Source organism: Paraniabella hibiscisoli (assembly GCF_022512515.1).
GTDB classification, from domain to species: Bacteria; Bacteroidota; Bacteroidia; order Chitinophagales; family Chitinophagaceae; genus Niabella; species Niabella hibiscisoli.
Genome location: NZ_JAKWBK010000001.1, coordinates 3,395,069 through 3,419,573, shown reverse-complemented (window position 1 = coordinate 3,419,573; position 24,505 = coordinate 3,395,069). Strand labels below are relative to the sequence as shown.

Sequence of the window (24,505 nt, the reverse complement as noted above, 5' to 3'; positions counted from 1 at the left end):
GTCTGCATTAAAAAAGTTTGCTTAAAGCCATTCGGATTTCCAAAAGTCCCGAATGCGATAATATTAACATGATGGCTCATTATTTTATCAGGCTAAATTTAATGCGTTCCCAAAAAGTACCTTCATAATCCAGATCGTACCCTACAATACTTTGATACAACCATTTTGATAAAATTTCAGCAGTTGCCAAACTTAACGATTCAATACGCTCGCCGCCGTTACTGTTTTGAATATCACCGATGGTATAATATGTTTTACTTAGTCCGTAAGTATCGATGCGTTGACTGGTCCTACTCAACCGCTCATTAATGAAGTCATCCAGTTCATCCGCATTCACAACATTCACTTTTCCAGACTTATCCCATTTGGACACTACGAGAATAGCATTTACTGATCTAAGGTTTTTCCCTTTCCGTTCCAGCTCATCTAAAAACTCATTGATCAAAGTATCATCGCGATGCGCCGATTCATAGCTTGTAACAATAATAAAAGTGAGCGGAATATTTGCATTCAAAAAGATTCAATACTACTGTGATAAGCGCCTCCTCTTTTAATCTCATTATGATTTTCACCAGATGTCTCCAGGAATGTAAGGTTGATTGGCACTACTTTTTTGACCTGTTATTAGGTTCAAATACCAGATCTAAACGAGTCACTTGATCTCTCGTAGTTCGGGTAGGTAAAATACCCTGCCTGATATTCTCAAAAAATCGGACAATAGGACCTGGGCTTCTTTTGTATTAGGTATACCGAGCTTAGGTCTTAGTACACCTGCCTGCGAGCTTAGGTAATATAGCATGGATGAAAGAATGACCGATTTCCCAGACTCCGCCGTACCAAAGAAAAAAACAAAGTTGCTATCCTTATTTTTTATTTCGGTTGGGTTTGTTTTTGTTATAGGAACAAAGTCATCGATCAGGTTAGCTTTTGGAGGTTCAAACGACAGGGGTTTTAATATATCCTCGTTATCAAAAGTCAGCGGCTGTAAAGTTTCGTTATTCATTTTGTCAATTAGTTGTTAGGAATAAGTGTTTTTCCGCTGCGTTTATTATTAAAGACAGAACCATTACTATCTGCTTTTTTATGATCAGGGCTAGTAACCAGTAAAATGATGATAACAATAACAAAATCCAAGAGAATGCAACCTGCAAGTACTACGAACTGGTACATACCAAAATTTTTAACGGCGTGATCAAAGGCATAACCTATTTTTCCAACATCCTGCGTTTTAGAGAATACTGGTTCGAATTTAAATTTGTTCTCCCCCAGTACGGTATGCGCTCTGGCACCCAACTTATTAAACTCTGCTAAAGACTCATCGATCAAACCCAGAGATAGGTCGTCTTTCTCTTTTTTGGGTAATAGAAGCAAATCCTGTATGTGTTTATTCCACTTTAATACCGCGTTATTAATATCTGTTTTTAGCGCCTGCTCATCGGGCGAAAGATCGGAGATCATATTATCTATTTGACTCCCCATTCTTTGGGCCAGATCTTCATAATCATTTCTAATAGGTGTCAATAAATCTACCTTCTGACCCGTTAACTTTTCTATATCTCTTATCAAAGCCTGAGCTCTTTCTCCTATGCCTTTATTCCCTGGATCTTTGATCTGCTCTATCAATTGCTTCTTTTTTATTTCAATGTTCTGCGTAGTTTCTTTATTATATTTATAGCTTAGCTTAGACTGTATATCTGTTTCCAGGACATTGAACTTCTCATTTATATCCCTCAACTCCGTAGTATAAATATCCGTTCTCATAAACCGCGTGTAGAGCGCATTAAAATTGGCAATAAAGCAAAATGAAGCAATAAAAATATAGATCCAAACCAAGCTAGAAGAGGAGCGACGTTCCATTTTTGCAGCCCTTATCATCCAGCATAAAAAAAGCAGCAACAGCGATAGCACCATTGCAATAACAAAAGAGGCAGCCCCGAATATCTGTTGCAAACCTAACCAGGTTTGGTAAAAGCTTACGCTAATCAATAAGACTGCAAGGATAGCCAGGAAAAAATCAGTGGCAGAAATTTTACGATTCATGTTTGTGTTGTTAATTATTGGTAAAGAGCATGCGAACGATGGGCAATACCCGTAGTTTCCATTATTAAGTTGATTACGTTAAAAGCCGTGCCCGGAAAAATCGACGACATATACGGCAATAAATTTTGTGTCCGTCTTCCGAAAAAGTGCTTTGTAAGAACAAATCTATACCAGCCCGCTAAGACGGATTTACGAAAAACCGTAAAACATAAAAAACTAATAAAATATCTGGAGAAGGTACGAACCGGAAGCAGCAGCTGCCTCATAACTTTATTACCGCCAGCTTTATTCAGTCGATTGCCGATGCTGAATATACTTATCAATAATATAACCGGTTATAGGCTTTAAGCGAAACTGTGGTTGGGTGGGATGATTATCATAAGCAGTATAAAATTCCAACTGTTTATTTATCCTGGTGTACCAAACCCGGCCAATATCATTTTCTGTAATGGTATCAGGCCGGGTGATTTTTTTAAACCTTCTCAGCTTAACGGTATCGAGCGCAATGACAATTACATCATCTATTTTACGGCTGCAGGGTACGGCTTCATAATGATCGCCAGTCCAATACATGCATTGTTTACCATCAGCACTACTACCAATAGGCATAATACTGCCATCGTTGTTTTTTGCCTGGTAAATAATTATACCGGTAGCGGAGACCAATAGCGCCAGCACTACACTGTTCCATGTTTTTTATGAATGCCGTTTTTGTTGGGCGAGGAGGATACCACTGGTACGAATGAAGTGCCGAAGGATTCGCCAGTGGTAGGTTGCACTTCTTTCACTACAGAGCTTGTTTCAATAAGAGACTTAGTTTCTGCAATCCGTCCAGGATCGCCGTTATCTTTCTTTATCTGTTCCTGCTTTTCAACCGCCCCTTCTGTAGTTGACTGAGCTACTACAGCCGGTTGATCTTTCACTTTTGTCCTGTCCCATCATCATTTTTTACCCCTGGTCTTTTTCAACAGGAGCTCTTTCGACAACAGGTTCAGTAGCTACAGATGTCTGAACTTTTTCTACTGGCAAGGTAATGCCAGCGTCATTATTGCCATCCAGCTCTTTTTCAGCCGAGGCTTCTTTTGCTGAGCGGGATGTTTTCCTCCAATGTTCCAGGGGTCGAGGTTCAAAATTGATCAGCCAGGCCAGCAACTCTACATTTTTAAACGCGGTTTCAATATCGGGTTCTTTAATATACTTAACCAGTGGCCTGAATTTGTCGATCGAAAAATTCTCAATCACTTTAAAAACTTCGAAGGTTCCACTGCAGCTTCGAAAAACGTTCTCAGGGTTCCCTCATCTTTCCGTTGATATCGTTCATCATATACGATTGCACATTCCTTTCTAAGCTTTGCCGGTGAGGGCTGACTCAGGTTTAGTAGACTTGGGTCTGCAGCCAGTTTGTTCTTGTATTCCTGCAGTACCTGCTTTTTGTAATCAGCATAATACATTTTACGAAGGTTATACTATAAAGCTAACGGAATTTACGGAATTCCGTAGACCTTACCGGAATTCAAAGCGGAAGTACTGGAATTACCGGAATCACCGGAATCGATTGCTAACCAACCTATTACACCGATCTATCTTTGTTTTCGAAAGCGATCGGGCTTCTTAGCTAAAAGCCGACTGTACAGTATCTCTTTTATCGGAACAATAGAAAGTGGTTGCTCATAAGCGGTTTGGGAAGCGTTTTTGAAGCTCCCGCAATCTATTATCCACCCCTTCCCTTCAGCAGTAAGAAGCGCTTCTTACCGCCATTTCAAAAGACCGCGCCCTTCGGGGCTGCAATATTTTTTCAACTTTTTAAAACAATAACAATGTTAGAAATCATTCTGGCGTTACTGCTGGCAACATGCCCAGCCTGTAACCATAACGGACATATTCATAATCACGTTCCTAATAACGGGCAGGTAAGCACTATGGGCGATGAAACAGATGATGGTGGCGAAGGCAGTCACGCCCCTAATTACCCACCACCCCCTCCCCTCCCCTCCTCCTCCCCGTCCGTAAACACTATTATTCAACACTAAATAAGGCAGGCATCCAACCTGTCTTATTTCTTAAATAAGAAGCGCATATTTATCAAACTTATTTTTCCGGATTGAATTAATAAATGCTAGCCTTTAGCAAAAGAAAATAGGACAAGCAATATTATTTATATGATAGAGGCATATATTTCTCTTACTTTTGATTCAAATAACTGTTGTGAAAAAACTAGCCCTTTATTTCTGCTGTATAACGCCAGCACTTTATCTTATCAACTGCAAACAGAAGTCTTTAAACTTTTCTATTTCAAAAACAACAGATTCTATTAGAACTTCTCCTTTTTACAAAAAAGCTTTATCATACAAATACATAAAAAATGATTCTTCTTTTTATTATTTTAATGAAATAGCCTCTAATTCAAAAGATAGCCTGGAAATTGCGATGGCCTACAACGAAATGGCTATCTTACAGAACGATGCAGGAGATTATTTCGGAAGCGAAGAGAGCTTGCTCGCATCTTTAAAGTCGCTAAATGAAAAGAATGGCCTACACTATCCTTGCCTTTTTCAGATTATAATGAACTTAGCTTTGTCAATCTGAATCTTAAAAATTATAACCTAGCTATTGAGTATAGTAACAAAGCTCTACAATTTGTTAGCGATAAAAATTATAAAATCTTCCCGTTAAATAACCAAGCTCTTGCTTATCAAAAGAAAAAAGAATACACAACCGCAATATCCATCTATAAAAAAATAATAGAATGGAGTAAACCTAACAAACAGGAGTATGCTCGAATATTATCGAATATGGCTAAGACAAAATGGCTAGAAAATCCCAATTATCCTGCGCGTGATGAGTTATTAGAAGCATTGAAAATACGACAGGAGGAAAAAGACAGTTGGGGTTTAAATGCGAGCTATGGTCACTTAGCAGATTATTATACACAACTGCTTCCAGACTCAGCCCGTTACTATGCAAATGCTTTAAAACATATCGCCGAATACTTGAAAAGCCCGGATGATGAATTAGCTGCGCTTTCTAAATTAATTCCCCTTAGCACCTTCGAAAAGTACAAGGAATATTTTAAACAACACCAATTCTTAAGTGATAGTCTACAGACTGCAAGGAGTAACGCCAAGAATCAATTTGCTTTAATTCGCTACAATGCAGAAAAGCATAAGACCGAGAATCTTACATTGCAAAAAGAAAACGCTGAAACCAGACTACGCATTCTCTGGTGGCAAGTGATCCTTATAATAGTGACTATATTAACTATTATTGGGTTTATCTGGTATCGAAAACTCAAGCAACAAGCCATACAGGAACAACGGTTACGCATGTCAAAAAAGTGCATGATAAAGTTGCCAACCGGGTTTATCGTATTATGTCGGAAGTTGAACACAAGGGGCTTCCTGAAAAAAATGTACTGCTCTATAAATTAAATCTCGTGTATAACCAGTCACGCGATATTTCTTATGACCAGCAACAAAAAAATAACCAAGATTTTCAACAATCTGTTTCAGAGCTGTTGGAATCATTTGCCAGCGATACCATCAGGGTTGCAAGCGTAGGCAACTCCCAGGAGGTTTGGGAAAAGCTCACGCCGGTAGCCAGGGAAGAACTAAGCATTATAATAGAAGAGTTAATGACCAATATGAAAAAGCATAGCTCCGCCAGCAATGTTGTGCTGAAATTTATGCAAAAGAAAAATGAACTAGAAGTACAATATATCGATGATGGCATCGGGCTTCCTCTTGAACGCCTTATGGCAATGGATTAAGAAATACGGAAACCCGTATTAAAGATATTGGGGGCCGCATTATTTTTGATAAAACAATGCCAGGATTGAAAGTCCGTATTTTTATTCCAATTGCTAAATAAATATGATAAAGAAAGTACTGATAGCTGAAGATTATCAAAGCGCCAACATCTCCGTACAAAAAACACTTGAAGCGTTCGGAGTTCCAGACCCGGATTATGTTTACCATTGTGATGATGCGCTGCAAAAAATACAAATTGCCCTAAAGGCCGGAGTATCTTATGACCTGCTGATCACCGACCTGTCTTTTGACCAGGATCACCGGCAACAAAAATTCCCACCGGCGAAGCGCTTATTGCCGCCGTAAGAAAAGTGCAACCCGATCTGAAAATATTGGTCTTTTCTGCCACGGGTAAGCCTTCAGTTATAGAAGCATTGTTTGAAAAACAGGATATTGACGGGTATGTGTCAAAGGGACGAAGTGATATTGAAGAACTGAAAAAGGCCATAGAAAAGATTACCCATAACCAACGACATTTTCCGGTAATGTTGATACGGCAGGCCAAACAAAAAAATGCTTACGAATTTACTGAAACTGATATTGCTATCATCACCCAATTGACGGAAGGCAAACGACAACAGGAAATTTCAGATTACCTGGGAAAAAACAATATACAGCCGGCTGGCAAAAGTAGTATTGAAAAACGACTAAAACTTATGAAAGAGGCATTCGACTTTTCCACCAACGAGCAGCTGATAGCGCACTGTATTAAAATGGGTATTATTTAATACTACATCAATCTCTGGTTTCAGAATATCGTCAGGGCCCGACATTTTAGAATCTTTTGTTGTATAACTGCATTTATTTTTTGATAATATACTTTACTACGGATTTCCGTAAAAAAAGTTTTTAACGTATGCTATTTTCGATTCATCATTAAAACATTTTGATTATGAATAAAAGTTACTACGTTAACAAACAAGCGCAATCCAATGGAGATCACGAAGTACATGAACAAACCTGCAGTTGGCTTCCTGCAGCAGCAAACAGGTTATATTTGGGTGAATATCCATCCTGCTTTTCTGCTGTTGCAGAAGCCAAAAGTTATTACACTCGTGTAAATGGCTGTAAGCATTGCAGCAAACCTTGTCATTCGCAATAAAGTCCAAAATATAATAAACCAATTAGTAGCCTGGCCGTTGTATATCTCAAAACACCACCCTCAACTATTCTTTTTTGCTTTAATTCAAGCAAGTGAAAACAGTGTTTTTTGTATTATTAGTCATTAGTATTAAAAGTTGCAAAACCAATACTGTATTTGTATGTGGTAGCCAGTCAGGCAAGCGGTATCATCTTACCGATCAATGCCGGGGATTAAGCAACTGTAATTACCATATTCTATCCACCACATTAGACAGCGCTATTATCAGTGGTAAAACACTATGCAAATGGGAACAATAAGTAGATCTAGCGTACTAAGTAGCATCCTTACTTCTCCAGCAGCGCCCTTACGCACCATAAATAAGGCGCCTGGCCATGGTAGTCGCCGGTGGCGCGGGGGCGGTCGTAATAATATTGTTTATCGTTCTTTTTATTGGTACCCACGCATACTTCTGATACCGCGCCCTGGTGGTTCACATATTTTACCATGGCCAGCCAGGCTTTACGGGCGGCCGGGCCATAGGTAGCAGCATCCAGCCAGCCTTTTTTACCCCGGTAATAAACGCATAGGCAAACATCGCCGAGCCCGAGGTTTCGGCCCAGCAATCCGGCTCATCAATCAATTGGTTCCACATACCATCGGACCGCTGAAAATTCTTTAAGCTGCTCATCATGGCTTTATAACCTTTAAGGATACGTGCATAATGCGGGTTGGTGGTGGGCAGGTAGCGCAATAGCTCGGTTACACCGGCGGCCATCCAGCCATTACCCCGGCCCCAGTAAAAAGGCACATCGGGCGCATGGTAAAACAGGCCGTTGGGGCGCTGCAGCTCATCAAGATAAAGCGCCATTTCTTTAGCGGCCCGGTTAATATATACCGCATCGCCCGTGGCTTTATAGGCCTGGGTTTGCACAATGGTGATCATGTACATATCATCGATCCAGAGCCGGGTTTGCCAGCTATAGCCTTTATCAGCCCAGGCTTTTTCATCGGCTTTGGCATTGGCCGGTACCTGCCACTGGGTTTGTGCATAAGGCAGGCCCAGGTTTAAATAACGCTGATCTTTAGTAAGCTGCCATAGCGTTAACGGCAGGCTGCCAAACATATTCAGGTCCACATGATTTTGTATGGGTAACAGTTCTTTTTCGGTAGTAAACAGCGGCTCAAACCTTTTCTCTAAAAGCCCAGCAACATCTCATCCTTGGTGAGCTGTGCATAATGCAGGGCCCCGGTCCAGAAAAAGTCTCCGGATACCCGATCCATTTACCCGCATGCAGCGCATGTTTGGAGTATACCATGCGATAGGCAATAAGCCGGCCCACTTCTTCGGGCGTGTACCCTTTGGGAAAACCCGTTAAAGCACTCTTTTGTGCTCCCGCAAATAAGGCAGGCAGCCACATCAGTAAAAAGACAATACTACGTTTATACATCATTCCTTTTATTTAAAGTTCATCGTTGATAGTTGATGGCATACGTTCCGTTCAATATTCAATGCCCTGTAATCGATCTTCATATTTCAACTCTATACGATAGAGGTGATACGATGTACGATTACTCCCTATTTCCTACTCATTATTCACTATTCATTATTCATTATTGCCCGATGTTCACCCCCTCGTCATCTTCAACTCTGTACGATGTAGGTGATACGATGTACGATTACTCCCTATTTCCTACTCATTATTCACTATTCATTATTCATTATTGCCCGATGTTCACCCCCTCGTCATCTTCAACTCTGTACGATGTAGGTGATACGATGTACGACTATTCACTATTCACTATTCACTATTCACCATTCACCATTGCCCCCTCTTTTAGTTATCCGTCATCTGTCATCTGCCATCTGTCGCCTAACAGCAACAGTTGAAAATGTCCCATAACCAATATCCCTTACCCAATGTTCACCCCCTCGTCATCTTTCAACGCTGCACGATGTAGGTGGTACGACCACTCCCTAATCACTACTGACTATTCACCATTCACCATTGCCCCTTCCCGTCACCTAGCATCTGTCATCTAACATCTGCCATCTAGCATCTAGAATCGAACATCTGCCATCTAACATCTTTCCTCCAACATCCCCTTCCCTACTCCATCCTATACGTCCCTACTTCCGCCAGTCCCGGCTGTTTCTGCCCATCGTGGCCCGATTGCGGCACCAGCTTAAAATAGCGGAACTGCTTTTGCGCAGGCAGATCGACATATTGCTTCATTAGATCGATATTATTCAGGGGGTAAGTACCCAGGGTTTCCCAGCTGGCATTATCGTTACTTACCTGTACCTGCAGTTCTTTTATTTTACGGTCGCCCTCCTTTTGGTGCACCATAAAGCCATCTACTTTGGCAACCACACCCATATCTACCGTGATCCAGTGCTGCGGGTAATCGGTAGGCTCGGTGGAGTAGCGGGTGATCCAGTAAGTGGTGGTATTATTATCGATAAGGCGGGAAGCCAGGCGACTGTTGGCCGTTTCCTCTGAGCTGAAGCCGACAATGGTCCAGCCGGTTTTAGGATAGCTATAGCGCTTCTTCTCTCCCGAAGGCCGGGCATAAGCCACGGCAATATCCCAGGGTAGTCCAAAATTGGGCGAACCATCACTGTTCCAGCTAAAGCGTTGAATGCGCGGGTTACGGGCATTATCGTCGCCGCCACCAGGTTTGGTACGCGCATGGTAAATGATCCAGTCTTCCTTACCGTCGGGCGATTTAAAGAAGCCGTTATGACCGGGGCCATAAGCGCTGCTCTCCGCCCGCATAGCAAATACCGGCTGGTTTCTTTTGGTCCAGTCTGCCGGGTTCATCGGGTCGCCGTTTTCCTTCAGGCTCAGCAGGCCCAGGCAATAACCGTCTACCCAATAACCGCTGCCCGAGTATACAATAAATACGCGGCCCTGCGGGTTGGTGAGCACCTGCGGCCCTTCGTTAATAGGATTACCTTTTTCTCCCAGTCGAAATTAGGCGTGGCGATCATTACTTTTTCGCTGCTGATGGTCCACGGGTTGCTCATACGGGCAACGTAAATATTTTGTGGCGGCGCACCGGCATTACCACCCGACCAGGCCATGTAGAGTTGACCGTTATGCTTAAATATGGTACCATCAATAGCCCAGAGATCGGAAGGGTCGGCTGCCTTACCCTTTAATATCCAGGTACCCTCTACAGGTGTAGGCGCGGTATTTTCCAGTACATACATGCGGTGATTGGCATTGGCCCCATCATCAGCCGCAAAATAAATATACCATTTGCCATCAATTTCGTGCAGCTCAGGCGCCCAGAGGTTTTTAGAGTACATCTGCCCCGCAGGCGGCACCCATACCTCGTAACGGCGTGAAGAAGCCAGCTCCGACATGGCACGGGTTTCGAGTATCACCAGCCGGCCACCCTGGGTATACATGTAATAATAAACGCCATTTTTTTGCACTACCCAGGGATCGGGCCCGCCGGGCATAACCGGGTTGGTAAAATGCGTATCGGCGGTAAGGCCCGAAAGATCATCGCCTTTTGGCGGTGGGTTCTCGGTACCGGGATCTTCAGGCCCCGCCTCAGAGCTCTTCTGGCAGGCGCTCCAGCTTAATACTGCACTCAGCAAAAGCGTGGTTAGTAACAATCGTTTCATATATAGCATATCAAAAAAATTACAGGTTTAGGCTACTTACAAAGGGCCGCCGGGGTAGCTAACGCAGCGCTGCGCTAACGCCGGTGGGGCTTACTGCCGGCTTTGCCAGCAAATGATCAGGCTGGTTATTGATCATAAATTTTTTAAGAAAGCCTGTTGGCTGGTAGGGCCTTTGGCCAGCAGGGCTATGCGTACGGCACGGTCCCAGGGAGGCAAAAAGCAATATCTACCGGCTCAGTGTTCAAGGTTTTAAATTGCCTGCCATTGGTGCTGTATAAAAGCGGGCCCCGGTATTACCGGTTACCTGCACTTTTAGCAGCAGCCATGGAGCGTTGGAGATGACCGTTTCCATCAACACGGTTTCATGGTCTTTTTAAGCTGAACCAGGCGGATCTTGTTTTTATGGACGCTGGCGTACACCATATTTTTATCGTCGCCCACCAGCGCCAGCCCGGCCTGGGCCGTGCTGTTTTTTTGCAGGGTTACCTGCGCCTCGTAATGAACCGCCATTACCGAGCGGCCTACATAAGCGCCGCCATTGCCGGGAAGCGCCTGCAGCTGCAGGGTATTTTGTGCTACTTTGGCCCGCACGGGCTGAAAAACGCTCCAGTGCCAGGCATCGGCCAATTGACTGCCGGCAAAAAGATCGATAACCGTGGTGGGCACTACCGGCCCTTTGTTGCCTGGTTGATCGATAAATTGCAGCCAGCCATCTTTAGTAAAAGTAAACTCGCTCAACAAGCCCTGGCGACCGCCATAAGCGCCGCTGGCCTTGCTGTAGCCATGGTACAAATAATAAAAGCGACCATCTTTTTCCACGGGCGTTCCATGGCCCGGACATTTCCAGTCTGCATTATCGGCCAATACAGGGTTGCCGGGAAATTTCTCCCATGGCCCCAGCAGGTTTTTGGCCTGGGCTACGCCGGTACCATAGCTGCAGGTTTTACCACAGCAAGCTGCCGCTGCATAAAAAGCATAGAAATACCCCTGGCGCTGTATGATAGATACACCTTCTACCAGCCCTTTTTCCCAGGGACTATCAGCACGAAACAGTTCCTTTTTAACACCCAGCAAACCGGTACGGTCTTCCTTCATCTCCTGCGCCCAAATAGGAGTAGGCTTGCCTTTGCTGTTGCCATCTTCCTTCCATATCATATACAGCTTTCCCTGCTCATCGCGCATAGGGAACGCATCAATAGAGCCATCGGCTTCACACATCAGCGGCCCCAGGTCCCGGTAAGGTCCTTCCGGCCTGTCGGCTACAGCCGCTGCAATACAAAGACTGCCGCCTTTTTTATGCCCGGTATAATACAGGTATACTTTGCCATTTTCGTAAGTAATTTCGGGCGCCCACATATAATAATCTGCCCAGGCGGGCATCTGGTTAAATACATGCCCTGAAGCCTTCCAGTTCACCAGGTCATTGGAACGGTAAAGCGTGAAAGCCGGGAACCAATTGGAAGTGGTGCCCGCAGCCCAGTACTCGGCCCCTATTTTTACGACAGACGGATCGGGATGATCGGCCGGTAAAACCAGTTGCTGGGAATGGGAATAAGCGACACAAAAAACAGGACTAATGAAAAAAGCAAGCGCATAGTTGAATATTGTTTGGATCTTTTTCTGCATGTAAAAACGACTGGTCTAAACTGGTTAGAAACCGCAGCGGCCTACACGGAGACTGAACGGGTAACATGAAGTCTGCAGCTATTGAAATACTTGTTGTAGGCGGTTGCCACCGTTTATAACTGCAACCGTTATCACACGCCCTGGCGTTTACAAAGCAATCCATTGCAGACAGCCCGCATAAGGAGCTACCCGGCTCTTTAATAATACAGGGACAAAATAAATACACGCCGTTCATACTGCCTGTTCAACATTTTGTGCAATCGTTTCAAATACCCGAAACAGTAATCTGGCCTGCATAATTCAACGGGTATAAAAGAGCGATTCTAACCACCTTGTTCTATATTTGAAGATCGTTATGATGCGCTTTCTGTATTACGTTATTGCTTTAAGCCTGCTGTTACAGCTTGTTCCTTTTTCTATCCATGGTCAGTATTACTTTAAACATTACCAGGTAGATGATGGTTTGTTGCATAATGCAGTAACCTCGGTGATACAGGATGAGAACGGTATGATATGGGTGGGCACCCGGGCCGGGCTCAACCGTTTTGACGGGTACAGTTTTAAGCCCTGCGATAACCGCAAATCTACCTTCGATAATATCGGCAATAATATTGTGAACGTGGTTACCGAAGGCCGCAAGGGCAAATTATGGGTAGCCACGGCCAAAGGGCTGTTTAGTTACGACCCCTACCAGGAACTATCCATACGGGTTGCCGCCGTGCCTGCCGGTTACATCCACCACTTGGTAAAGGATAACCGGGAGCGTCTTTGGTTTATTACTAATGGCACCCTGCACCAATACCAGATTAATAAGAACCGGTTAATACCAACAAACCTGCAGGCCGCCTGTATGGCCACCGATGGCAACACAGGCTTATGGATCGGGCGGGAAGATGGTACGATTGGCCGGTACAATTTTAAGACCGGCAATTTGGTCAATACCCGCATCATTGACGAACGCACACCGGCTCATTTAAGATCGATCAGTAAAATATATCCCATCAACGGGCAGGAAGTGCTGATCGGCTGCTTTACCCAGGGACTGAAGCTCTATAACCATCAAACCGGTGTTTGCCAATCTCTGTCGCTGGTAAAAGATCCGCGGGCTTCTATTTATGTACGTGATATTATTCGCGGCGAGGGAGAACAGTACTGGATCGCCACCGAGTCGGGTATTTATATTTACGACCGTGCCGCTAACACGGCGCAGCACCTGCAAAAAAGACTGAACGATCCTTACTCCTTAAACGATAACCCGGTATATACTTTTTGCAAAGACCGGCAGGGAGGCATGTGGGTAGGCTCTTATTTCGGAGGCATTAATTACTACTCTAAAGAGAATGCCCGCTTTAAAAATACTATCCGCTACCCGGGGCTAATTCCATCTCGGGCAATGCTGTAAGAAAAATTGTTGCCGATCCCAAAGGACAGCTTTGGATTGGCACGGAAGATGCCGGCGTGAACCGGCTGGACCTGACAACCGGGCTGTTTACACATTATACCGCAACCGGTAAGAAAGATGATATTGCTTACTACAATGTGCATGGGCTGCTGGCCCTGGATAACCGCTTATTTGTAGGCATGTTCTATAATGGCATGGATATTATGGATACCCGTACCGGCAAGGTAACCGACCGTTTTAAGGTGATTAAAGACAGCGCCGAGCAGGTCATTGATTTTGTTTCCTGCATTTACCTTACCAGGGACAGTACGATACTGGTGGGCAGCGCCTACCATGGCGCCAGTCTGCTTAGCTATAACCCGGTTACCAAAACTTTTAAACGGGTGCCGCAGATACCCTACAACAGTTATACCTGGGACATCAGGCAAGACAGCAAGGGAAATATCTGGACGGGAAGCGTATCAAGAGGCGCCTACTATTACCACCCCAAAACCGGTGAGCAGGGCAATATACGTTTTGGAGATACGGTGAATAATACGGTAGTAAACGAATTTGCTGTTTACAGCATCTGGGAAGACCACAAAGGATTTTTGTGGTTTGCTACCACCGGCGGCGGCCTCATTAAAGTAGGACCCGATAAAAAGATCGTAAAGAAATTTGGTACCAAAACGGGCCTGCCCAGCAATGTGCTGTACAGCATACTGGAAGACAACTCAGGCAACCTGTGGATCAGCTCCCTGAAGGGCCTGATCTGCTTTAACACTATTACCGAAAAAATAAAAGTGTATACCCAGGCCAATGGCTTGCTTACCGACCAGTTTAATTACAACTCAGCTTACAAGCATACGGATGGAAGTATGTATTTTGGATCGGTAAAAGGTATGATCGCATTTGATCCGGCCGCCTTCAGCCAACCAGAGCCGAGCCCGCCTACTTATATCACGGGTTTCCAGATCAACAATAAAGATGTAGAACCAGGCGAGCCCGGAAGCCCTTTGGCAAGGTCGATCTTTTATACCGATACACTGGTACTCAACCACGATCAGAACAATTTCAGTATTGAGTTTGCGGCCCTGAACTACTCTTCGCCCCAGGTTACCCGCTACAAATTCCGTATGAAGGGGATGGATGATGGCTGGACTTACCTGAACACTAACCGCAAGGCTTTCTTTACCGACCTCACCCATGGCGATTACGAGTTTATTGTGCAGGCAGAAAGCAACACCGGCAGCTGGCTGGGCAAAGAGCGCCGGTTATTTATCAGGATACGCCCACCCTTCTGGAAAAGTAATATTGCTTACCTGTTTTATATACTTTTATTAGCAGCAGCCGTATTTATCAGTACGCGTATGTATCGCCAGAACCTGGAAAGAAAAAACCTGCGGAAGCTGCAGCTGTTTGAGCACGAGAAGGAAAAAGAGATCTACCAGGCCAAGATCGAGTTCTTTACCCATATTACCCACGAGATACAAACACCGTTAACATTGATATCGGGGCCTATAGAATGGCTGATGCGGCAATTTGGCAAAGATCCCGAGATTAATAAAAGCCTCACTATTGCGGAGAAAAATACCCGCAGGCTGGTGTCGCTTACCAGCCAACTGCTGGACTTTAGGAAAACCGAGGCCAACCAGTTCAGTCTGAATTTTGTGAAGACAGATATTACAGCACTTATCACCGATGTGGCAGAGGGTTTTAAACAACAGGCGGAAGCCAGCCCGGTTAGACTGGAACTGCAAGCACCCGCCTACAACTTTATGGCTTTTGTAGACCGGGAAGCCTTTATTAAAATATGCTCAAACCTGATATCGAATGCGCTTAAATATGCAGCTACTTATGCCAGCATTGTTATTGAAAAGGTGGAGGAAAAAAATGGCTATTTCACCATTTATTTTAATAACGACGGCAAGGGCATTCCACCCGAGTACAGGCAGCAGATATTTGAACCCTTTGTACGGGTGGGAGGCGATAATAAACCAGGCACCGGCATTGGCTTATCGCTGGCGCGATCCCTTACCGAACTGCATAACGGTACGCTGCAGCTGCTATCGGGCGAGCGCGACCAGGTGTGTTTTGAACTGAGGCTGCCCATACACCAGGAAATAGAATTTCAATTAGGCAGCTGGAAAAAAACAAAATAATATGACCGACACGATTCTTATTATTGACGACGAACAGGATGTGCTTGATTTTTTATCGCATATACTGGGATACACGTATAAAATATATACAGCGCCCGAGGCAGGAAAGCACAACAGATTTTAGACACAGAAATCATTCACCTGATTATATCGGATGTAATGATGCCGGGCATGGATGGCTTTGCGCTTTGCCAGCTGATCAAGTCCAATGTAGCTTACAGCCATATACCCATCATCCTGCTGACTTCTAAGAACACGCACCATGCGCATATTGAGGGCCTCCAGGTAGGCGCTGATGCCTATATTCAGAAACCCTTTTCGGTTGACTTATTATTATCCCAGATTCAAAACCTGCTCCGCAACCGCATCAAAATAAAAGATCATTTTGCCAATGACCCTTTTGCGCACGTGCAGGTACCGGTACGCTCTAAAAAAGACGAACTGTTTTTGAATGAACTGGAAGCATATATTGAGGCCAATATGAAAGACCCTAATATAGATTTTGACGCGCTGGCAGAACATCTGTTTATGAGCCGTGCTACTTTTTATCGTAAGATCACGGCCCTGATGTCTTTATCTCCCAAAGAATTTGTGGATATGACCCGGTTTAAAAAAGCGGCCGCATTGATGGCAGAGAATAAGCTTTCGCTGGCAGAGATTATGAAGCAGACCGGTTTTAGCTCGGAGCTGAATTTCAGCCGTGGTTTTGAAGCACAGTATAAAATGTCGCCGGAAGCTTATTATGCTTCTTTACAAGAGGGGGAAAATAGCCGGTAAACTCCTTAAAAATCAGCCAGTAAATAGCTGGTGCTGCGGCCTCCTGCAGGTCCTTTTTCCAGTATGCCTTTTTGTATGAGATCATTAATATCCCGGTTCGAAGTATCTAGCGAACTACCTGTGTGCCTGGCCCAGTTAGACGACGTAATTTTACCTGCATAACCATCCAGAATCTTTGCAAGCATCAGCTGTTGCCGTTTATTCAGAACCGTCATAGCATGCGTTCTCCAAAAAGCATTTTTGTACAATACATCTGCCAATATTTCTTCACTGGTACTTATAGACCGATCAAGGCAGGCCATAAACCAGATCAGCCATGCAGTTATCTCCATACTTCCTTGCTGTGTTTCCTCAAGGATATGGTAATAACGGTTACGCTCTTTTCTTAACTGTGCCGACATGCTATAAAAACGAAGCGAGCTTTCATCAGCTCTTGCCAGCAGCATGTCTGTAATGGAACGCGCAATCCTGCCATTACCGTCATCAAACGGGTGAATAGTAACAAACCATAAATGGGCGATAGCGGCAACAACAAAAGGATCTATATCCACTACATTATTCAACCATTTTAAAAAAGCAAACATTTCATCGGGCAATAACACAGCATCGGGAGCCTGGAAATGTATGTTCTCCCTTCCCATCATACCGGAGATTACCTGCATTGGATCGTTTACCGCATTATCTCTCCAGCCGCCGGTCACGATCTTAGTCATGCCGCTTCTGCCGGTTGGAAACATAGCGGCCTGCCAGCCAAATAGCCGCTCTTCAGTAAGCGTTTTTTATAATTTGAAGTGGCATCCAGCATCATTTCTACCACACCTTCCACGTTACGGTCGATTACAGCTGTGCCTGCATCTTCTATACCCAACCTTCTGGCAACAGAAGATCTCACCACCCCGGGATTCAATACTTCGCCCTCTATTTCGCTGGACTTAACAATATCAAGTGTGATCATGTTGAGATTGGCCTCCACCCGAAGCGGAAACCCTAAATTGCCCATGCGGGATAATAAACGAACCTGTTTTAACCTCAGCTCATTTAATATAGGCTGTAACCGGGCTGTGTCCCAGGTAAAACCGGGCCAGTCCTTTAAATGGTGTATATATGTAGCATGAGCACGCATTTGCGGCGAAAATAGCCCTTATTCGCCGCAAATAAAATTATTCGCCGCAAAATATGCGGTGAATAAGTGTAAAAATTATCAAAATGGCATTATTCGCCGCAAAAACACCTTCTTTTATTGCGGGAGTTATTTAGTATGTGGATCGAAAACAGCTACACCTACCCTGCTGTCGGCGCAGCCATAATATAAAAACCATTTGCTTTTAAAATACACCACCAGTCCTTCTATAAAAACAGTGCCTGCCGGGTACTGGCCACTTTTTTCAAAAGGCTCGGTGGGCACAAAAAAGGCTGATCGAGACGACTGATCACTTTGGAAGGATTATTCAAATCGAACAAAACCTGGCCGGCCGCATAGGTATTGGCGGTATAATTGGTATCGCGATCTTTATTGCCTTTATTTTTACCGTTGTACAATACCAAAATGCCTTTATCGGTTACCAGGGCAGGCGGACCACATTCGGTTAGGTCGCTATCGAAATAACCGTTTCTGGGTTTTACAATCATATCGAGCTTACCGTCTTCACCGAGCGTTGGTGTCCAGTTAACCAGGTCATCGGAAACAGCAATATTCATAAAGCGCTCTCCCCAATACATCATATACTTACCATTGACTTTCGTAATTACCTGTTTCCCTTTTTCAAGTTTCGTTACCACAGAGCCAGACTTACAAAACATATCTTTGAATTTGCCGTTATAAGCTTTGGCAAAGGCAGGCCCATGCTTGGTCCATTTAACCAGGTCCCTGGAAGTAGCCACGGCCAGGCGGGCCACTTTGCGGTTCCATTGCGTATACAGCATCACATACAATCCCTCTGCAGTAACGGCGATACGTGGATCTTCACAGCCACCCGGCCACTCATTTTCTTTTTGCCCGTCGTCATCAGGATAAAAACCGGTTTGGGGCTTTTCTTCATAACAATACCATCCTTGCTTTCGGCGAGGCCCAGCCTTGATGTACGTTTGCCAATACCCTTGCCCGATTCATCTTCGGCACGGTACAACACGCACACCTTATTATTCTTTACGACTGCCGCGGGGTTGAACACATCTCCCGCCTCCCAGGCCAGGTTTTTGCGGCTCATGGGATCAAAGAACAAGGTTTGTGCATTGGGCACTATAATAGGATTAACGCCTGCGGGCCTTACAAAAGGTCCCAGTGCCCAGCCGGGTAACTGCTGTGCCGTAGCAGTAACTGCTGCGGATATAAAAACAGCCGGCAATATCGCTCTTAAAAAAACCTGTTCATATCATATATTTATTATGATCTGTGGCTACCCACCCTGTTGATGGTTGGGGTAATACCAATTATAACTTTAATTGGAGTGCCTTTGTATTAAAAGCCTCTACCGACAATCCCTTTACCTGGCTCCAGGCTTTTTCGCTTACTTCCAAAGTAACGGTACGGGCTTCTCCCGGTAGCAGCGAAAAGAAATTATCCGAATAAAATACAGCAGGTATAACCGCATTGGCTTTATCGGTTAACCGAACCTGTGTAAAAAATGAGATTTTATCCGATACATTCTTCACCTGCATATCGAGCCATACTTTACCGTTCTGCACACGTTTTTTAACGGCTCCAGTTAGTTGCGCCTCTGGCAACTTGTTGATATCGGAGAAGCCGGAAACAGCAGGACCGGTAATTGTCCAGGCGCCTTTATAAGCATCCTTTGACCGCCAGTAAAACGCTTCGCCTACTTCTTTACCAGCCGGCGATTTCAGTGATAGTTTTATGAAATGCACCTGAGTTAAGCTATCGCTGAAGGATAACTGCAGTGCATCTTTTACGGTACCATCGGCCGGTATCGATATCTTCTTCGAACCGGTATATACCAGCTTTGAGTTGATATCATAGATACGGGCCTCAACAGTATGATCGGGGAAGGCTTTACGGTAATCGTTATATACGGATACGGTATTTTTAAGATAATCGAACTGCGGATGCAGCGGCGCCAGGCCGTTTTGTGAATAGTATAGCGCAGCCGTAGGTCGTAAATACCAATCGTACATTCGGCTGGCCGTTTGAGGTAGCGGACTGTTATTATACCAGAACAAAAACCCCGAGGCAAAGCGGTCGCCCCAGCCAAACTTATTGTAATTCCATACTTCGCCAATAGCCCTGTAGTTCAGCGCGCCCACCAGTTGTGCTTTTTAGCGTATTCTTCAATAGAACGGGAGGGGCCAAATTCATTAACCGCCTGGCGGTATTTGGTAGTGATATTATGAAAGCCATTACCATCGAGGTAGTTCCACACCGAATCATTAATGGGCCAGAGATCTTTTGCGGGCATCATTTCTTTTAGCGACTCCAGTAGCGGCAAACTAGGTGTGCCATACTCCGGATTAAACCCATCTACACGGCTGCCTCTTGGTGAGGCTGTATTCTCAAAATATTGCATCGGGTTCTCATACTTATAGGGACTGCCATCATGCACACCACAGCATTCGGATTGCTCCTGGTAGCCGATGGTTGAATCCAGGGCAAATATCCGGGCCTGCGTGCCCGGTATTTCTTTCGACTCATTAGCCGCCACGTAGTAAGCCACTGAAGGATGCGAACGGATGCGTTTTACGGTAGCTTCCAGGTTTTGAAAATAAAGGGCGGTATCAGCCGGGAAACGCGTATCGCCTGTGATCCAGAACTCGTTCCAAACCAACAGTCCCAGCTCATCGCATGTCCGGTAAAATTCGTCGGACTCTGCTATACCGCCGGCCCATAACCGAACCAGGTTAAAGCCTCCCTGGCGGGTATACCTAAGCTCCGTACGCGTTCTGTGAACGGATCCGCGCAGCATGGCTTCGGGCACCCAATTGGTGCCTCTTACGAAAACAGGATGTCCGTTTACTATAAAGCGCCGCGACTTATCGGGTGTTGACCGGTCTGTTTGTACCTGCCTTATGCCAAAACGGGTCTTAAGCTGGTGACTGACGATTTGATCTTTTTCAAATTGAAGCGTTAACTCATACAGGTGTTGCCCGCCTTTATTGATGGGCCACCACAACTTTGGATTTTTGATCTTCAATTGCGGGTAATCGGCCGGGCGAAATACCACCTGCCGGGTTTCGCCGGGTTGCAGCACCAGGCTGGTCTCAAAGCGGATATTAGTACCGGCAATCGTACCGGTAAGGTTCCCCGACTGGGGCTGCTGCGTGGCATTACTTACTTCTACTGATATTGTTTCCATAGCCACCGTGGTATCGGGTAAGGGCAGATAGGTTTGAACAAAAGGATGTGCCAAAACTACATCGCCGGTACTATACAATTCCACATCGCGCCAGATACCGGTATTGCGGTCGCGCGTACCGTCGGGCACCGAAAAGTCCCAGCCCACCGACATTAGCATGGAGACATTCTTACCCATTTCTCCATCTCCCCCATTATTATTTTCACCCACCGCACCGGTACGCTTATTATTATTACGAAACAGGTCTCCGGGAAAGTCCACCGGCTTTACCTCCACAGCTACTACATTATCTCCATTGCGCTGCACGATATCTGTCACGTCGAAAACGGCAGGCTGAAACATACCAGCCATGCTACCCAGCTTTTTACCGTTTAGCCAAACTCCTGCCTTATAATTGATCCCGTGAAACTTGAGCCATATTTTTTTGCCTTTTAAAGTTTCCGGCACTTTAAAGGGTTTCCGAAACCAGTAATGGTAGAAATCAGCCCCGGCATCGTGGATATCGGGTATCAACCCGCGCGAACGGCGGTTATTATCTCCGAAATAGGGCTCGGGGTATACTTTATTATACACCAGGCTATTTAAAACCGTTCCGGCACTATGGCCGGCAACCAACCATTGGCAGCATTGCCTACTGATGATACCTGTTCGCCTGCGCCGCCCTCGCTGAACTTCTTCATCGACCAGGAACCCTTCTGTACTGCACTACCTGTTGAGTTGAGGGAAACAGATTGCATAGATGAACGGTCCATTTCATACAACGCCTGTTGTGCCTGTGCCTTTACTAGTGATGCGAGCATGGTACCCATCAGTATACCACTCCATATTTTCTTCTTCATTATAAGTCATCCTTTTTTACGGCATTGGCCGTAGTTAGTAATTGGTTGAGATAGCCGGGATAGCTATCCTTATCGTTTGAACCATCTCCCCTGGTAATACTGTCGCCAAAACAAACAATGGAACTAGTGGGAAGTTGGTTATATACAATGCAATCATAAACCGCCAGCGCCATAAACCGGTACCCATTGGCCGTAGGATGAATACCGTCCGTTATGTTTGCATTTTGCTCATTGCGGATCAGCGAATCTCTGCCTGTACCTACTTTACCTACAGCCATGAACCGTTGTTCGATATCCAGCAGTACGGCTTTGTATTGTTGGGCAACCTTCCTGATAGTATCATTGACCTGCCTGCGGCGGCGACCAACCACTCCCTCGGGCTGATAAAACGCTGCCGGGTGACGGGTAAGCAGGTAGGGCTCATAAGCCGGCAAAATAGTCATCATTAATAAATGGCTGCCTGATGCAGTAATGCGGCCTGCAATGACTGACAGGTTTTTTTCGTAGTCTGCCAGTGGCACATGCTTTACACTGTTCATATCATTGGTGCCTGCCATTAATATGGTAAGCCTTGGGCGATGGGCCAGGCAGTCTTTTTCTATCCGCTTTAATAAATCTACCGTATTATTACCCCCGATGCCGGCATTGATCACCGGTAAACCATTTCCAGGCTCCGGGTGTGTAGGAATGAAAGTGTCTTCGGCAGCTGCGGGTAGCATACCACCCAATACAAGGCCACCCACACAACCCATAGTTTTTTCCAGAAATTGTCTTCTCGATGAATTCATTACCGTTTATTAGAGGATTTTACCGGAACAAATAAAACAGCATCTGCAGCGATAGCACCGTTAGCGCCGGCGTTCGAAACTTCAACATAGGCTTTCTTGCCCACGGGTAATTTATACATTCCAAGACTCACCCATTCTCCGGAAGTTTGCCCCGTAACCTGTATATCTTTAGCCTGGAGTGTTTTTACCAGATCTTTAGTACCATCAAAAACCTTTACGGTTATTTGAGCGGATGCCTTCTGCAATCTTGGATAGTAAAAATAAACCGCATAATTGCCGGCCCGGGTAACGGTGGGCGCAAACTGTACCGATGCTTCCGTTCCTTCTTTATTCACCAAAAGCGTGGGGCCGTAGCCTCCTGCTGTTTCTTTTTCCCATTGTCCTCCTATGATTTTTGCCTCCGCATCATCTACCAGTATTTCAGCAGCAGTTCCATCAGCCAATGGATCGTCTTTTAAACGCTGTTGCAGCAACTGTATATCTACATCCTGAACACCGGTTTTACCGTCAATAGCCATAGACGCCGCTGTAGCTGCAGACTGTGCCAGCACCATGAATACCGGCTCCATGCGAATGGATCCGTAAGCAATATGGCTGGCAGATAAACAAACCGGCACCAGCAGGTTAGTACATTCTTCACGCCTGGGTGTTATGGAACGATAAGCTACCGGGTAGGGCTGTATACCTTTAAGCTGTACATCGCCCTCATTCTTTACCATACCATTTACCACAATACGTTGTGCGTTATGAGAGTCCATGGTGTAAGCAGCCATACCTACACCATCGTTCACCACTTCTTTGCGCTGGCAATTGGCTTGTGTCATCACGTAAGCGCCTGTCATACGGCGCGCCTCCCGCACATAGAGCTGGGGCGTCCAATGACCCGTGGCTTTATATTCATCTTTGGGGTATCCCCATTGCAGCATCTGTTCGCGAACAGGCGGCGGCATACGATTATCATTACCTATAAAATACAACAACCCTTTTGTGTAGCTGACATGATCTTTAAAAATCTTTTCGCGGGTAGCATAATCGCCATTAGGGTAATCGTAATTCATACCGATCATATCGGTAGAAAAAGGCCCCTGGTTATTGATATCTGTTTTACCGTTGGGCATACGATCCATTTTAAGGATTTGCCCTAGGTCTTTGGTAGGCTTCACCGACAAATAACGCAATAGCAATTCATAGCGCGCTGGATCATAATCTGCCGGACGTGTGACAGGCAACCTGTTGGCAGGCACATTGGTTAAACAGATACGAAAATTATAGGCTTGTATCTTATCATCGCCCGAACCGCTTTCCTGCAAAGTACCCTTGCTGATACCCCAAAGCAGGCCGCTTTCAGGCTTACCCGGTATCCTGTAAGGATCAACCCCTTCGGGAAACTGGTGCTTGTCTTTTAACTGAACACCGTTTACGGTTTCATTATAAAGACTGTTGGGCTCCCGCCCCGTGGTATAGCTCACACCCGCTTTTGCCATCAGGTCTCCTTCATAAGAACAGTCGATAAACTGTTGAGCCTTCAGTGGAACCAACCCGCCTGATCCATCAGTATTTTCAAGATGAACGGCCTGTATCACCGTGCCCGCCTTATCTACTTTATTGAGGCGCTTGCCATATAGCACTTTTACACCCGCTCTTTTTATATAAGCCAGGAAAGCAGCTTCGGCAACACCTGGTTCAAATATCCATTGTTCAAACCTTCCATAGTGCTGCCCTATACGCCTGTAAAAATCACGGGCAAGGCCGGTTACCACATATTTATTACCGATATCTGTAAAGCCAAGTCCGCCCGAAGACAATCCGCCCAATCTTTGCCCGGGTTCAACCAATACTACTGTCTTTTTTTGAAGCGCCGCCGTATAGGCTGCTATTACACCTGCGGATGTACCGCCATACACACAAACATCTACATGAGCAGGCACCTGAAAAGCCTGGCCTTTTATTGCAAAAGATACCAGGATGGCTAAAGCAAACAGAACTTTCTTCATACGCATTTTTAAAATCCGATAACCGCTTAGTGAACGGATTACCGGGGTTCGGGGTTGTTGACTG

The 24,505-nt window shown here is 45.2% G+C and carries 32 protein-coding genes and 1 pseudogene; 12 read left to right on the top strand and 21 right to left on the bottom strand.

The genetic code is table 11. From position 1 onward, the window contains the following. Nucleotides 1-79 precede the first annotated feature (79 nt). The 7 genes from MKP07_RS21295 to MKP07_RS21265 all read right to left on the bottom strand — a co-directional run bounded on the left by MKP07_RS21295 (nt 80) and on the right by MKP07_RS21265 (nt 3,491). On the bottom strand, nt 80-514 hold the full coding sequence (locus MKP07_RS21295) for a hypothetical protein (protein WP_240848977.1): 435 nt from the start codon (nt 512-514) through the stop codon (nt 80-82). A gap of 138 nt (nt 515-652) precedes the next feature. Beyond that, the gene (locus MKP07_RS21290; protein WP_240848976.1) at nt 653-1,003 is read right to left on the bottom strand and encodes a hypothetical protein; all 351 of its coding nucleotides are present in this window, start codon (nt 1,001-1,003) and stop codon (nt 653-655) included. Nucleotides 1,004-1,011: 8 nt separating this feature from the next. Beyond that, nucleotides 1,012-2,040, bottom strand: a complete 1,029-nt coding sequence (locus MKP07_RS21285; RefSeq protein ID WP_240848975.1) for a hypothetical protein — start codon at nt 2,038-2,040, stop codon at nt 1,012-1,014. A 285-nt stretch (nt 2,041-2,325) separates the two neighbouring features. Continuing rightward, nucleotides 2,326-2,718 carry a hypothetical protein gene (locus MKP07_RS21280; protein ID WP_240848974.1) on the bottom strand — a complete coding sequence of 131 codons (393 nt, stop codon included), beginning with the start codon at nt 2,716-2,718 and terminating at the stop codon, nt 2,326-2,328. Continuing rightward, a complete protein-coding gene (locus tag MKP07_RS21275) occupies nt 2,718-2,963 on the bottom strand; it encodes a hypothetical protein (protein WP_240848973.1) in 246 nt (81 codons plus the stop codon). The genes MKP07_RS21280 and MKP07_RS21275 overlap by 1 nt, the downstream gene beginning before the upstream one ends. A gap of 25 nt (nt 2,964-2,988) precedes the next feature. Then, the gene (locus MKP07_RS21270) at nt 2,989-3,282 is read right to left on the bottom strand and encodes a hypothetical protein (RefSeq protein ID WP_240848972.1); all 294 of its coding nucleotides are present in this window, start codon (nt 3,280-3,282) and stop codon (nt 2,989-2,991) included. Continuing rightward, a complete protein-coding gene (locus MKP07_RS21265) occupies nt 3,279-3,491 on the bottom strand; it encodes a hypothetical protein (protein ID WP_240848971.1) in 213 nt (70 codons plus the stop codon). The genes MKP07_RS21270 and MKP07_RS21265 overlap by 4 nt, the downstream gene beginning before the upstream one ends. 366 nt (nt 3,492-3,857) lie before the next feature. Here MKP07_RS21265 and MKP07_RS21260 point away from each other — a divergent pair, with 366 nt between their 5' ends. The 7 genes from MKP07_RS21260 to MKP07_RS21230 all read left to right on the top strand — a co-directional run bounded on the left by MKP07_RS21260 (nt 3,858) and on the right by MKP07_RS21230 (nt 7,247). Continuing rightward, complete coding sequence (locus tag MKP07_RS21260; protein WP_240848970.1) at nt 3,858-4,070, top strand: hypothetical protein; 213 nt, start codon at nt 3,858-3,860, stop codon at nt 4,068-4,070. A gap of 175 nt (nt 4,071-4,245) precedes the next feature. After that, nucleotides 4,246-4,626: a hypothetical protein gene (locus MKP07_RS21255; RefSeq protein WP_240848969.1), complete on the top strand. Its 381-nt coding sequence runs from the start codon at nt 4,246-4,248 to the stop codon at nt 4,624-4,626. Beyond that, nucleotides 4,584-5,468, top strand: coding sequence for a hypothetical protein (locus MKP07_RS21250; protein WP_240848968.1), 885 nt, complete (start codon nt 4,584-4,586; stop codon nt 5,466-5,468). Before MKP07_RS21255 ends, MKP07_RS21250 begins: the two co-directional genes overlap by 43 nt. Nucleotides 5,469-5,473: 5 nt before the next feature. Continuing rightward, a complete protein-coding gene (locus MKP07_RS21245) occupies nt 5,474-5,806 on the top strand; it encodes a sensor histidine kinase (protein WP_240848967.1) in 333 nt (110 codons plus the stop codon). 103 nt (nt 5,807-5,909) lie between these two features. Continuing rightward, nucleotides 5,910-6,152 carry a hypothetical protein gene (locus MKP07_RS21240; protein WP_240848966.1) on the top strand — a complete coding sequence of 81 codons (243 nt, stop codon included), beginning with the start codon at nt 5,910-5,912 and terminating at the stop codon, nt 6,150-6,152. Between the two features lie 5 nt (nt 6,153-6,157). Beyond that, complete coding sequence (locus MKP07_RS21235; protein ID WP_240848965.1) at nt 6,158-6,574, top strand: DNA-binding response regulator; 417 nt, start codon at nt 6,158-6,160, stop codon at nt 6,572-6,574. A 466-nt stretch (nt 6,575-7,040) separates the two neighbouring features. After that, the gene (locus tag MKP07_RS21230; RefSeq protein ID WP_240848964.1) at nt 7,041-7,247 is read left to right on the top strand and encodes a hypothetical protein; all 207 of its coding nucleotides are present in this window, start codon (nt 7,041-7,043) and stop codon (nt 7,245-7,247) included. 27 nt (nt 7,248-7,274) lie between these two features. On the opposite strand, the pseudogene MKP07_RS21225 reads toward MKP07_RS21230, so the two are convergent. Both MKP07_RS21225 and MKP07_RS21220 read right to left on the bottom strand, forming a co-directional pair. Beyond that, nucleotides 7,275-8,053: pseudogene (locus MKP07_RS21225) on the bottom strand (glycoside hydrolase family 88/105 protein). A gap of 58 nt (nt 8,054-8,111) precedes the next feature. Further along, complete coding sequence (locus tag MKP07_RS21220) at nt 8,112-8,381, bottom strand: hypothetical protein (RefSeq protein WP_240848963.1); 270 nt, start codon at nt 8,379-8,381, stop codon at nt 8,112-8,114. Between the two features lie 29 nt (nt 8,382-8,410). Between MKP07_RS21220 and MKP07_RS21215 the strand changes: the two genes are divergently transcribed. Beyond that, nucleotides 8,411-8,818, top strand: a complete 408-nt coding sequence (locus tag MKP07_RS21215; protein WP_240848962.1) for a hypothetical protein — start codon at nt 8,411-8,413, stop codon at nt 8,816-8,818. A 220-nt stretch (nt 8,819-9,038) separates the two neighbouring features. On the opposite strand, the gene MKP07_RS39200 is transcribed toward MKP07_RS21215, so the two are convergent. From MKP07_RS39200 to MKP07_RS21200, 3 genes are all read right to left on the bottom strand, one after another. Then, nucleotides 9,039-9,860, bottom strand: coding sequence for a family 43 glycosylhydrolase (locus MKP07_RS39200; RefSeq protein ID WP_317235869.1), 822 nt, complete (start codon nt 9,858-9,860; stop codon nt 9,039-9,041). Continuing rightward, the gene (locus MKP07_RS21205; protein ID WP_262919407.1) at nt 9,800-10,567 is read right to left on the bottom strand and encodes a glycoside hydrolase family 43 protein; all 768 of its coding nucleotides are present in this window, start codon (nt 10,565-10,567) and stop codon (nt 9,800-9,802) included. The genes MKP07_RS39200 and MKP07_RS21205 overlap by 61 nt, the downstream gene beginning before the upstream one ends. Before the next feature lie 351 nt (nt 10,568-10,918). After that, nucleotides 10,919-12,193 carry a glycoside hydrolase family 43 protein gene (locus MKP07_RS21200; RefSeq protein WP_240848961.1) on the bottom strand — a complete coding sequence of 425 codons (1,275 nt, stop codon included), beginning with the start codon at nt 12,191-12,193 and terminating at the stop codon, nt 10,919-10,921. A gap of 343 nt (nt 12,194-12,536) precedes the next feature. Here MKP07_RS21200 and MKP07_RS21195 point away from each other — a divergent pair, with 343 nt between their 5' ends. The 4 genes from MKP07_RS21195 to MKP07_RS21185 are packed head-to-tail and all read left to right on the top strand — an operon-like array spanning nt 12,537 to nt 16,513. Then, nucleotides 12,537-13,595, top strand: coding sequence for a ligand-binding sensor domain-containing protein (locus MKP07_RS21195; RefSeq protein ID WP_240848960.1), 1,059 nt, complete (start codon nt 12,537-12,539; stop codon nt 13,593-13,595). 56 nt (nt 13,596-13,651) lie between these two features. After that, nucleotides 13,652-15,736, top strand: coding sequence for a sensor histidine kinase (locus MKP07_RS21190; RefSeq protein WP_240848959.1), 2,085 nt, complete (start codon nt 13,652-13,654; stop codon nt 15,734-15,736). Nucleotide 15,737: 1 nt separating this feature from the next. Further along, nucleotides 15,738-15,860 (top strand): hypothetical protein, encoded by a 123-nt coding sequence (locus tag MKP07_RS39195; RefSeq protein ID WP_262919406.1) that lies wholly within the window; start codon nt 15,738-15,740, stop codon nt 15,858-15,860. Further along, nucleotides 15,821-16,513 (top strand): response regulator transcription factor, encoded by a 693-nt coding sequence (locus tag MKP07_RS21185; protein ID WP_317236067.1) that lies wholly within the window; start codon nt 15,821-15,823, stop codon nt 16,511-16,513. The genes MKP07_RS39195 and MKP07_RS21185 overlap by 40 nt, the downstream gene beginning before the upstream one ends. 5 nt (nt 16,514-16,518) lie before the next feature. On the opposite strand, the gene MKP07_RS21180 is transcribed toward MKP07_RS21185, so the two are convergent. The 9 genes from MKP07_RS21180 to MKP07_RS21140 form a co-directional block, all read right to left on the bottom strand. After that, nucleotides 16,519-17,226 carry a Fic family protein gene (locus tag MKP07_RS21180; protein ID WP_240848958.1) on the bottom strand — a complete coding sequence of 236 codons (708 nt, stop codon included), beginning with the start codon at nt 17,224-17,226 and terminating at the stop codon, nt 16,519-16,521. Further along, the gene (locus tag MKP07_RS21175) at nt 17,223-17,636 is read right to left on the bottom strand and encodes a DUF4172 domain-containing protein (protein WP_240848957.1); all 414 of its coding nucleotides are present in this window, start codon (nt 17,634-17,636) and stop codon (nt 17,223-17,225) included. Before MKP07_RS21175 ends, MKP07_RS21180 begins: the two co-directional genes overlap by 4 nt. A 224-nt stretch (nt 17,637-17,860) precedes the next feature. After that, nucleotides 17,861-18,436 carry a glycoside hydrolase family 130 protein gene (locus tag MKP07_RS21170; RefSeq protein ID WP_240850978.1) on the bottom strand — a complete coding sequence of 192 codons (576 nt, stop codon included), beginning with the start codon at nt 18,434-18,436 and terminating at the stop codon, nt 17,861-17,863. Beyond that, on the bottom strand, nt 18,436-18,858 hold the full coding sequence (locus MKP07_RS21165) for a glycoside hydrolase family protein (protein ID WP_240848956.1): 423 nt from the start codon (nt 18,856-18,858) through the stop codon (nt 18,436-18,438). Before MKP07_RS21165 ends, MKP07_RS21170 begins: the two co-directional genes overlap by 1 nt. 85 nt (nt 18,859-18,943) lie before the next feature. Further along, nucleotides 18,944-19,774, bottom strand: a complete 831-nt coding sequence (locus tag MKP07_RS21160) for a glycoside hydrolase family 2 protein (protein ID WP_240848955.1) — start codon at nt 19,772-19,774, stop codon at nt 18,944-18,946. Next, nucleotides 19,762-21,435 (bottom strand): glycoside hydrolase family 2 protein, encoded by a 1,674-nt coding sequence (locus tag MKP07_RS21155; RefSeq protein ID WP_240848954.1) that lies wholly within the window; start codon nt 21,433-21,435, stop codon nt 19,762-19,764. Before MKP07_RS21155 ends, MKP07_RS21160 begins: the two co-directional genes overlap by 13 nt. Then, nucleotides 21,402-21,659 carry a hypothetical protein gene (locus tag MKP07_RS21150; protein WP_240848953.1) on the bottom strand — a complete coding sequence of 86 codons (258 nt, stop codon included), beginning with the start codon at nt 21,657-21,659 and terminating at the stop codon, nt 21,402-21,404. The genes MKP07_RS21155 and MKP07_RS21150 overlap by 34 nt, the downstream gene beginning before the upstream one ends. After that, entirely contained in the window at nt 21,659-22,447 is a 789-nt protein-coding gene (locus MKP07_RS21145; protein ID WP_240848952.1) for an SGNH/GDSL hydrolase family protein, read from the bottom strand. The genes MKP07_RS21150 and MKP07_RS21145 overlap by 1 nt, the downstream gene beginning before the upstream one ends. After that, on the bottom strand, nt 22,447-24,441 hold the full coding sequence (locus tag MKP07_RS21140) for an FAD-dependent oxidoreductase (RefSeq protein WP_240848951.1): 1,995 nt from the start codon (nt 24,439-24,441) through the stop codon (nt 22,447-22,449). The genes MKP07_RS21145 and MKP07_RS21140 overlap by 1 nt, the downstream gene beginning before the upstream one ends. Nucleotides 24,442-24,505: the final 64 nt, after the last annotated feature.

Bases quoted from the DNA above. Each gene is read 5' to 3' on its own strand.
- MKP07_RS21290 (WP_240848976.1), bottom strand. From the start codon at position 1,003: ATGAATAACGAAACTTTACAGCCGCTGACTTTTGATAACGAGGATATA.
- MKP07_RS21285 (WP_240848975.1), bottom strand. From the start codon at position 2,040: ATGAATCGTAAAATTTCTGCCACTGATTTTTTCCTGGCTATCCTTGCA.
- MKP07_RS21265 (WP_240848971.1), bottom strand. From the start codon at position 3,491: ATGTATTATGCTGATTACAAAAAGCAGGTACTGCAGGAATACAAGAAC.
- MKP07_RS21260 (WP_240848970.1), top strand. From the start codon at position 3,858: ATGTTAGAAATCATTCTGGCGTTACTGCTGGCAACATGCCCAGCCTGT.
- MKP07_RS21240 (WP_240848966.1), top strand. From the start codon at position 5,910: ATGATAAAGAAAGTACTGATAGCTGAAGATTATCAAAGCGCCAACATC.
- MKP07_RS21220 (WP_240848963.1), bottom strand. From the start codon at position 8,381: ATGATGTATAAACGTAGTATTGTCTTTTTACTGATGTGGCTGCCTGCC.
- MKP07_RS21205 (WP_262919407.1), bottom strand. From the start codon at position 10,567: ATGAAACGATTGTTACTAACCACGCTTTTGCTGAGTGCAGTATTAAGC.
- MKP07_RS21200 (WP_240848961.1), bottom strand. From the start codon at position 12,193: ATGCAGAAAAAGATCCAAACAATATTCAACTATGCGCTTGCTTTTTTC.
- MKP07_RS39195 (WP_262919406.1), top strand. From the start codon at position 15,738: ATGACCGACACGATTCTTATTATTGACGACGAACAGGATGTGCTTGAT.
- MKP07_RS21180 (WP_240848958.1), bottom strand. From the start codon at position 17,226: ATGACTAAGATCGTGACCGGCGGCTGGAGAGATAATGCGGTAAACGAT.
- MKP07_RS21175 (WP_240848957.1), bottom strand. From the start codon at position 17,636: ATGCGTGCTCATGCTACATATATACACCATTTAAAGGACTGGCCCGGT.
- MKP07_RS21170 (WP_240850978.1), bottom strand. From the start codon at position 18,436: ATGCTGTATACGCAATGGAACCGCAAAGTGGCCCGCCTGGCCGTGGCT.
- MKP07_RS21150 (WP_240848953.1), bottom strand. From the start codon at position 21,659: ATGAAGAAGAAAATATGGAGTGGTATACTGATGGGTACCATGCTCGCA.
- MKP07_RS21145 (WP_240848952.1), bottom strand. From the start codon at position 22,447: ATGAATTCATCGAGAAGACAATTTCTGGAAAAAACTATGGGTTGTGTG.
- MKP07_RS21140 (WP_240848951.1), bottom strand. From the start codon at position 24,441: ATGAAGAAAGTTCTGTTTGCTTTAGCCATCCTGGTATCTTTTGCAATA.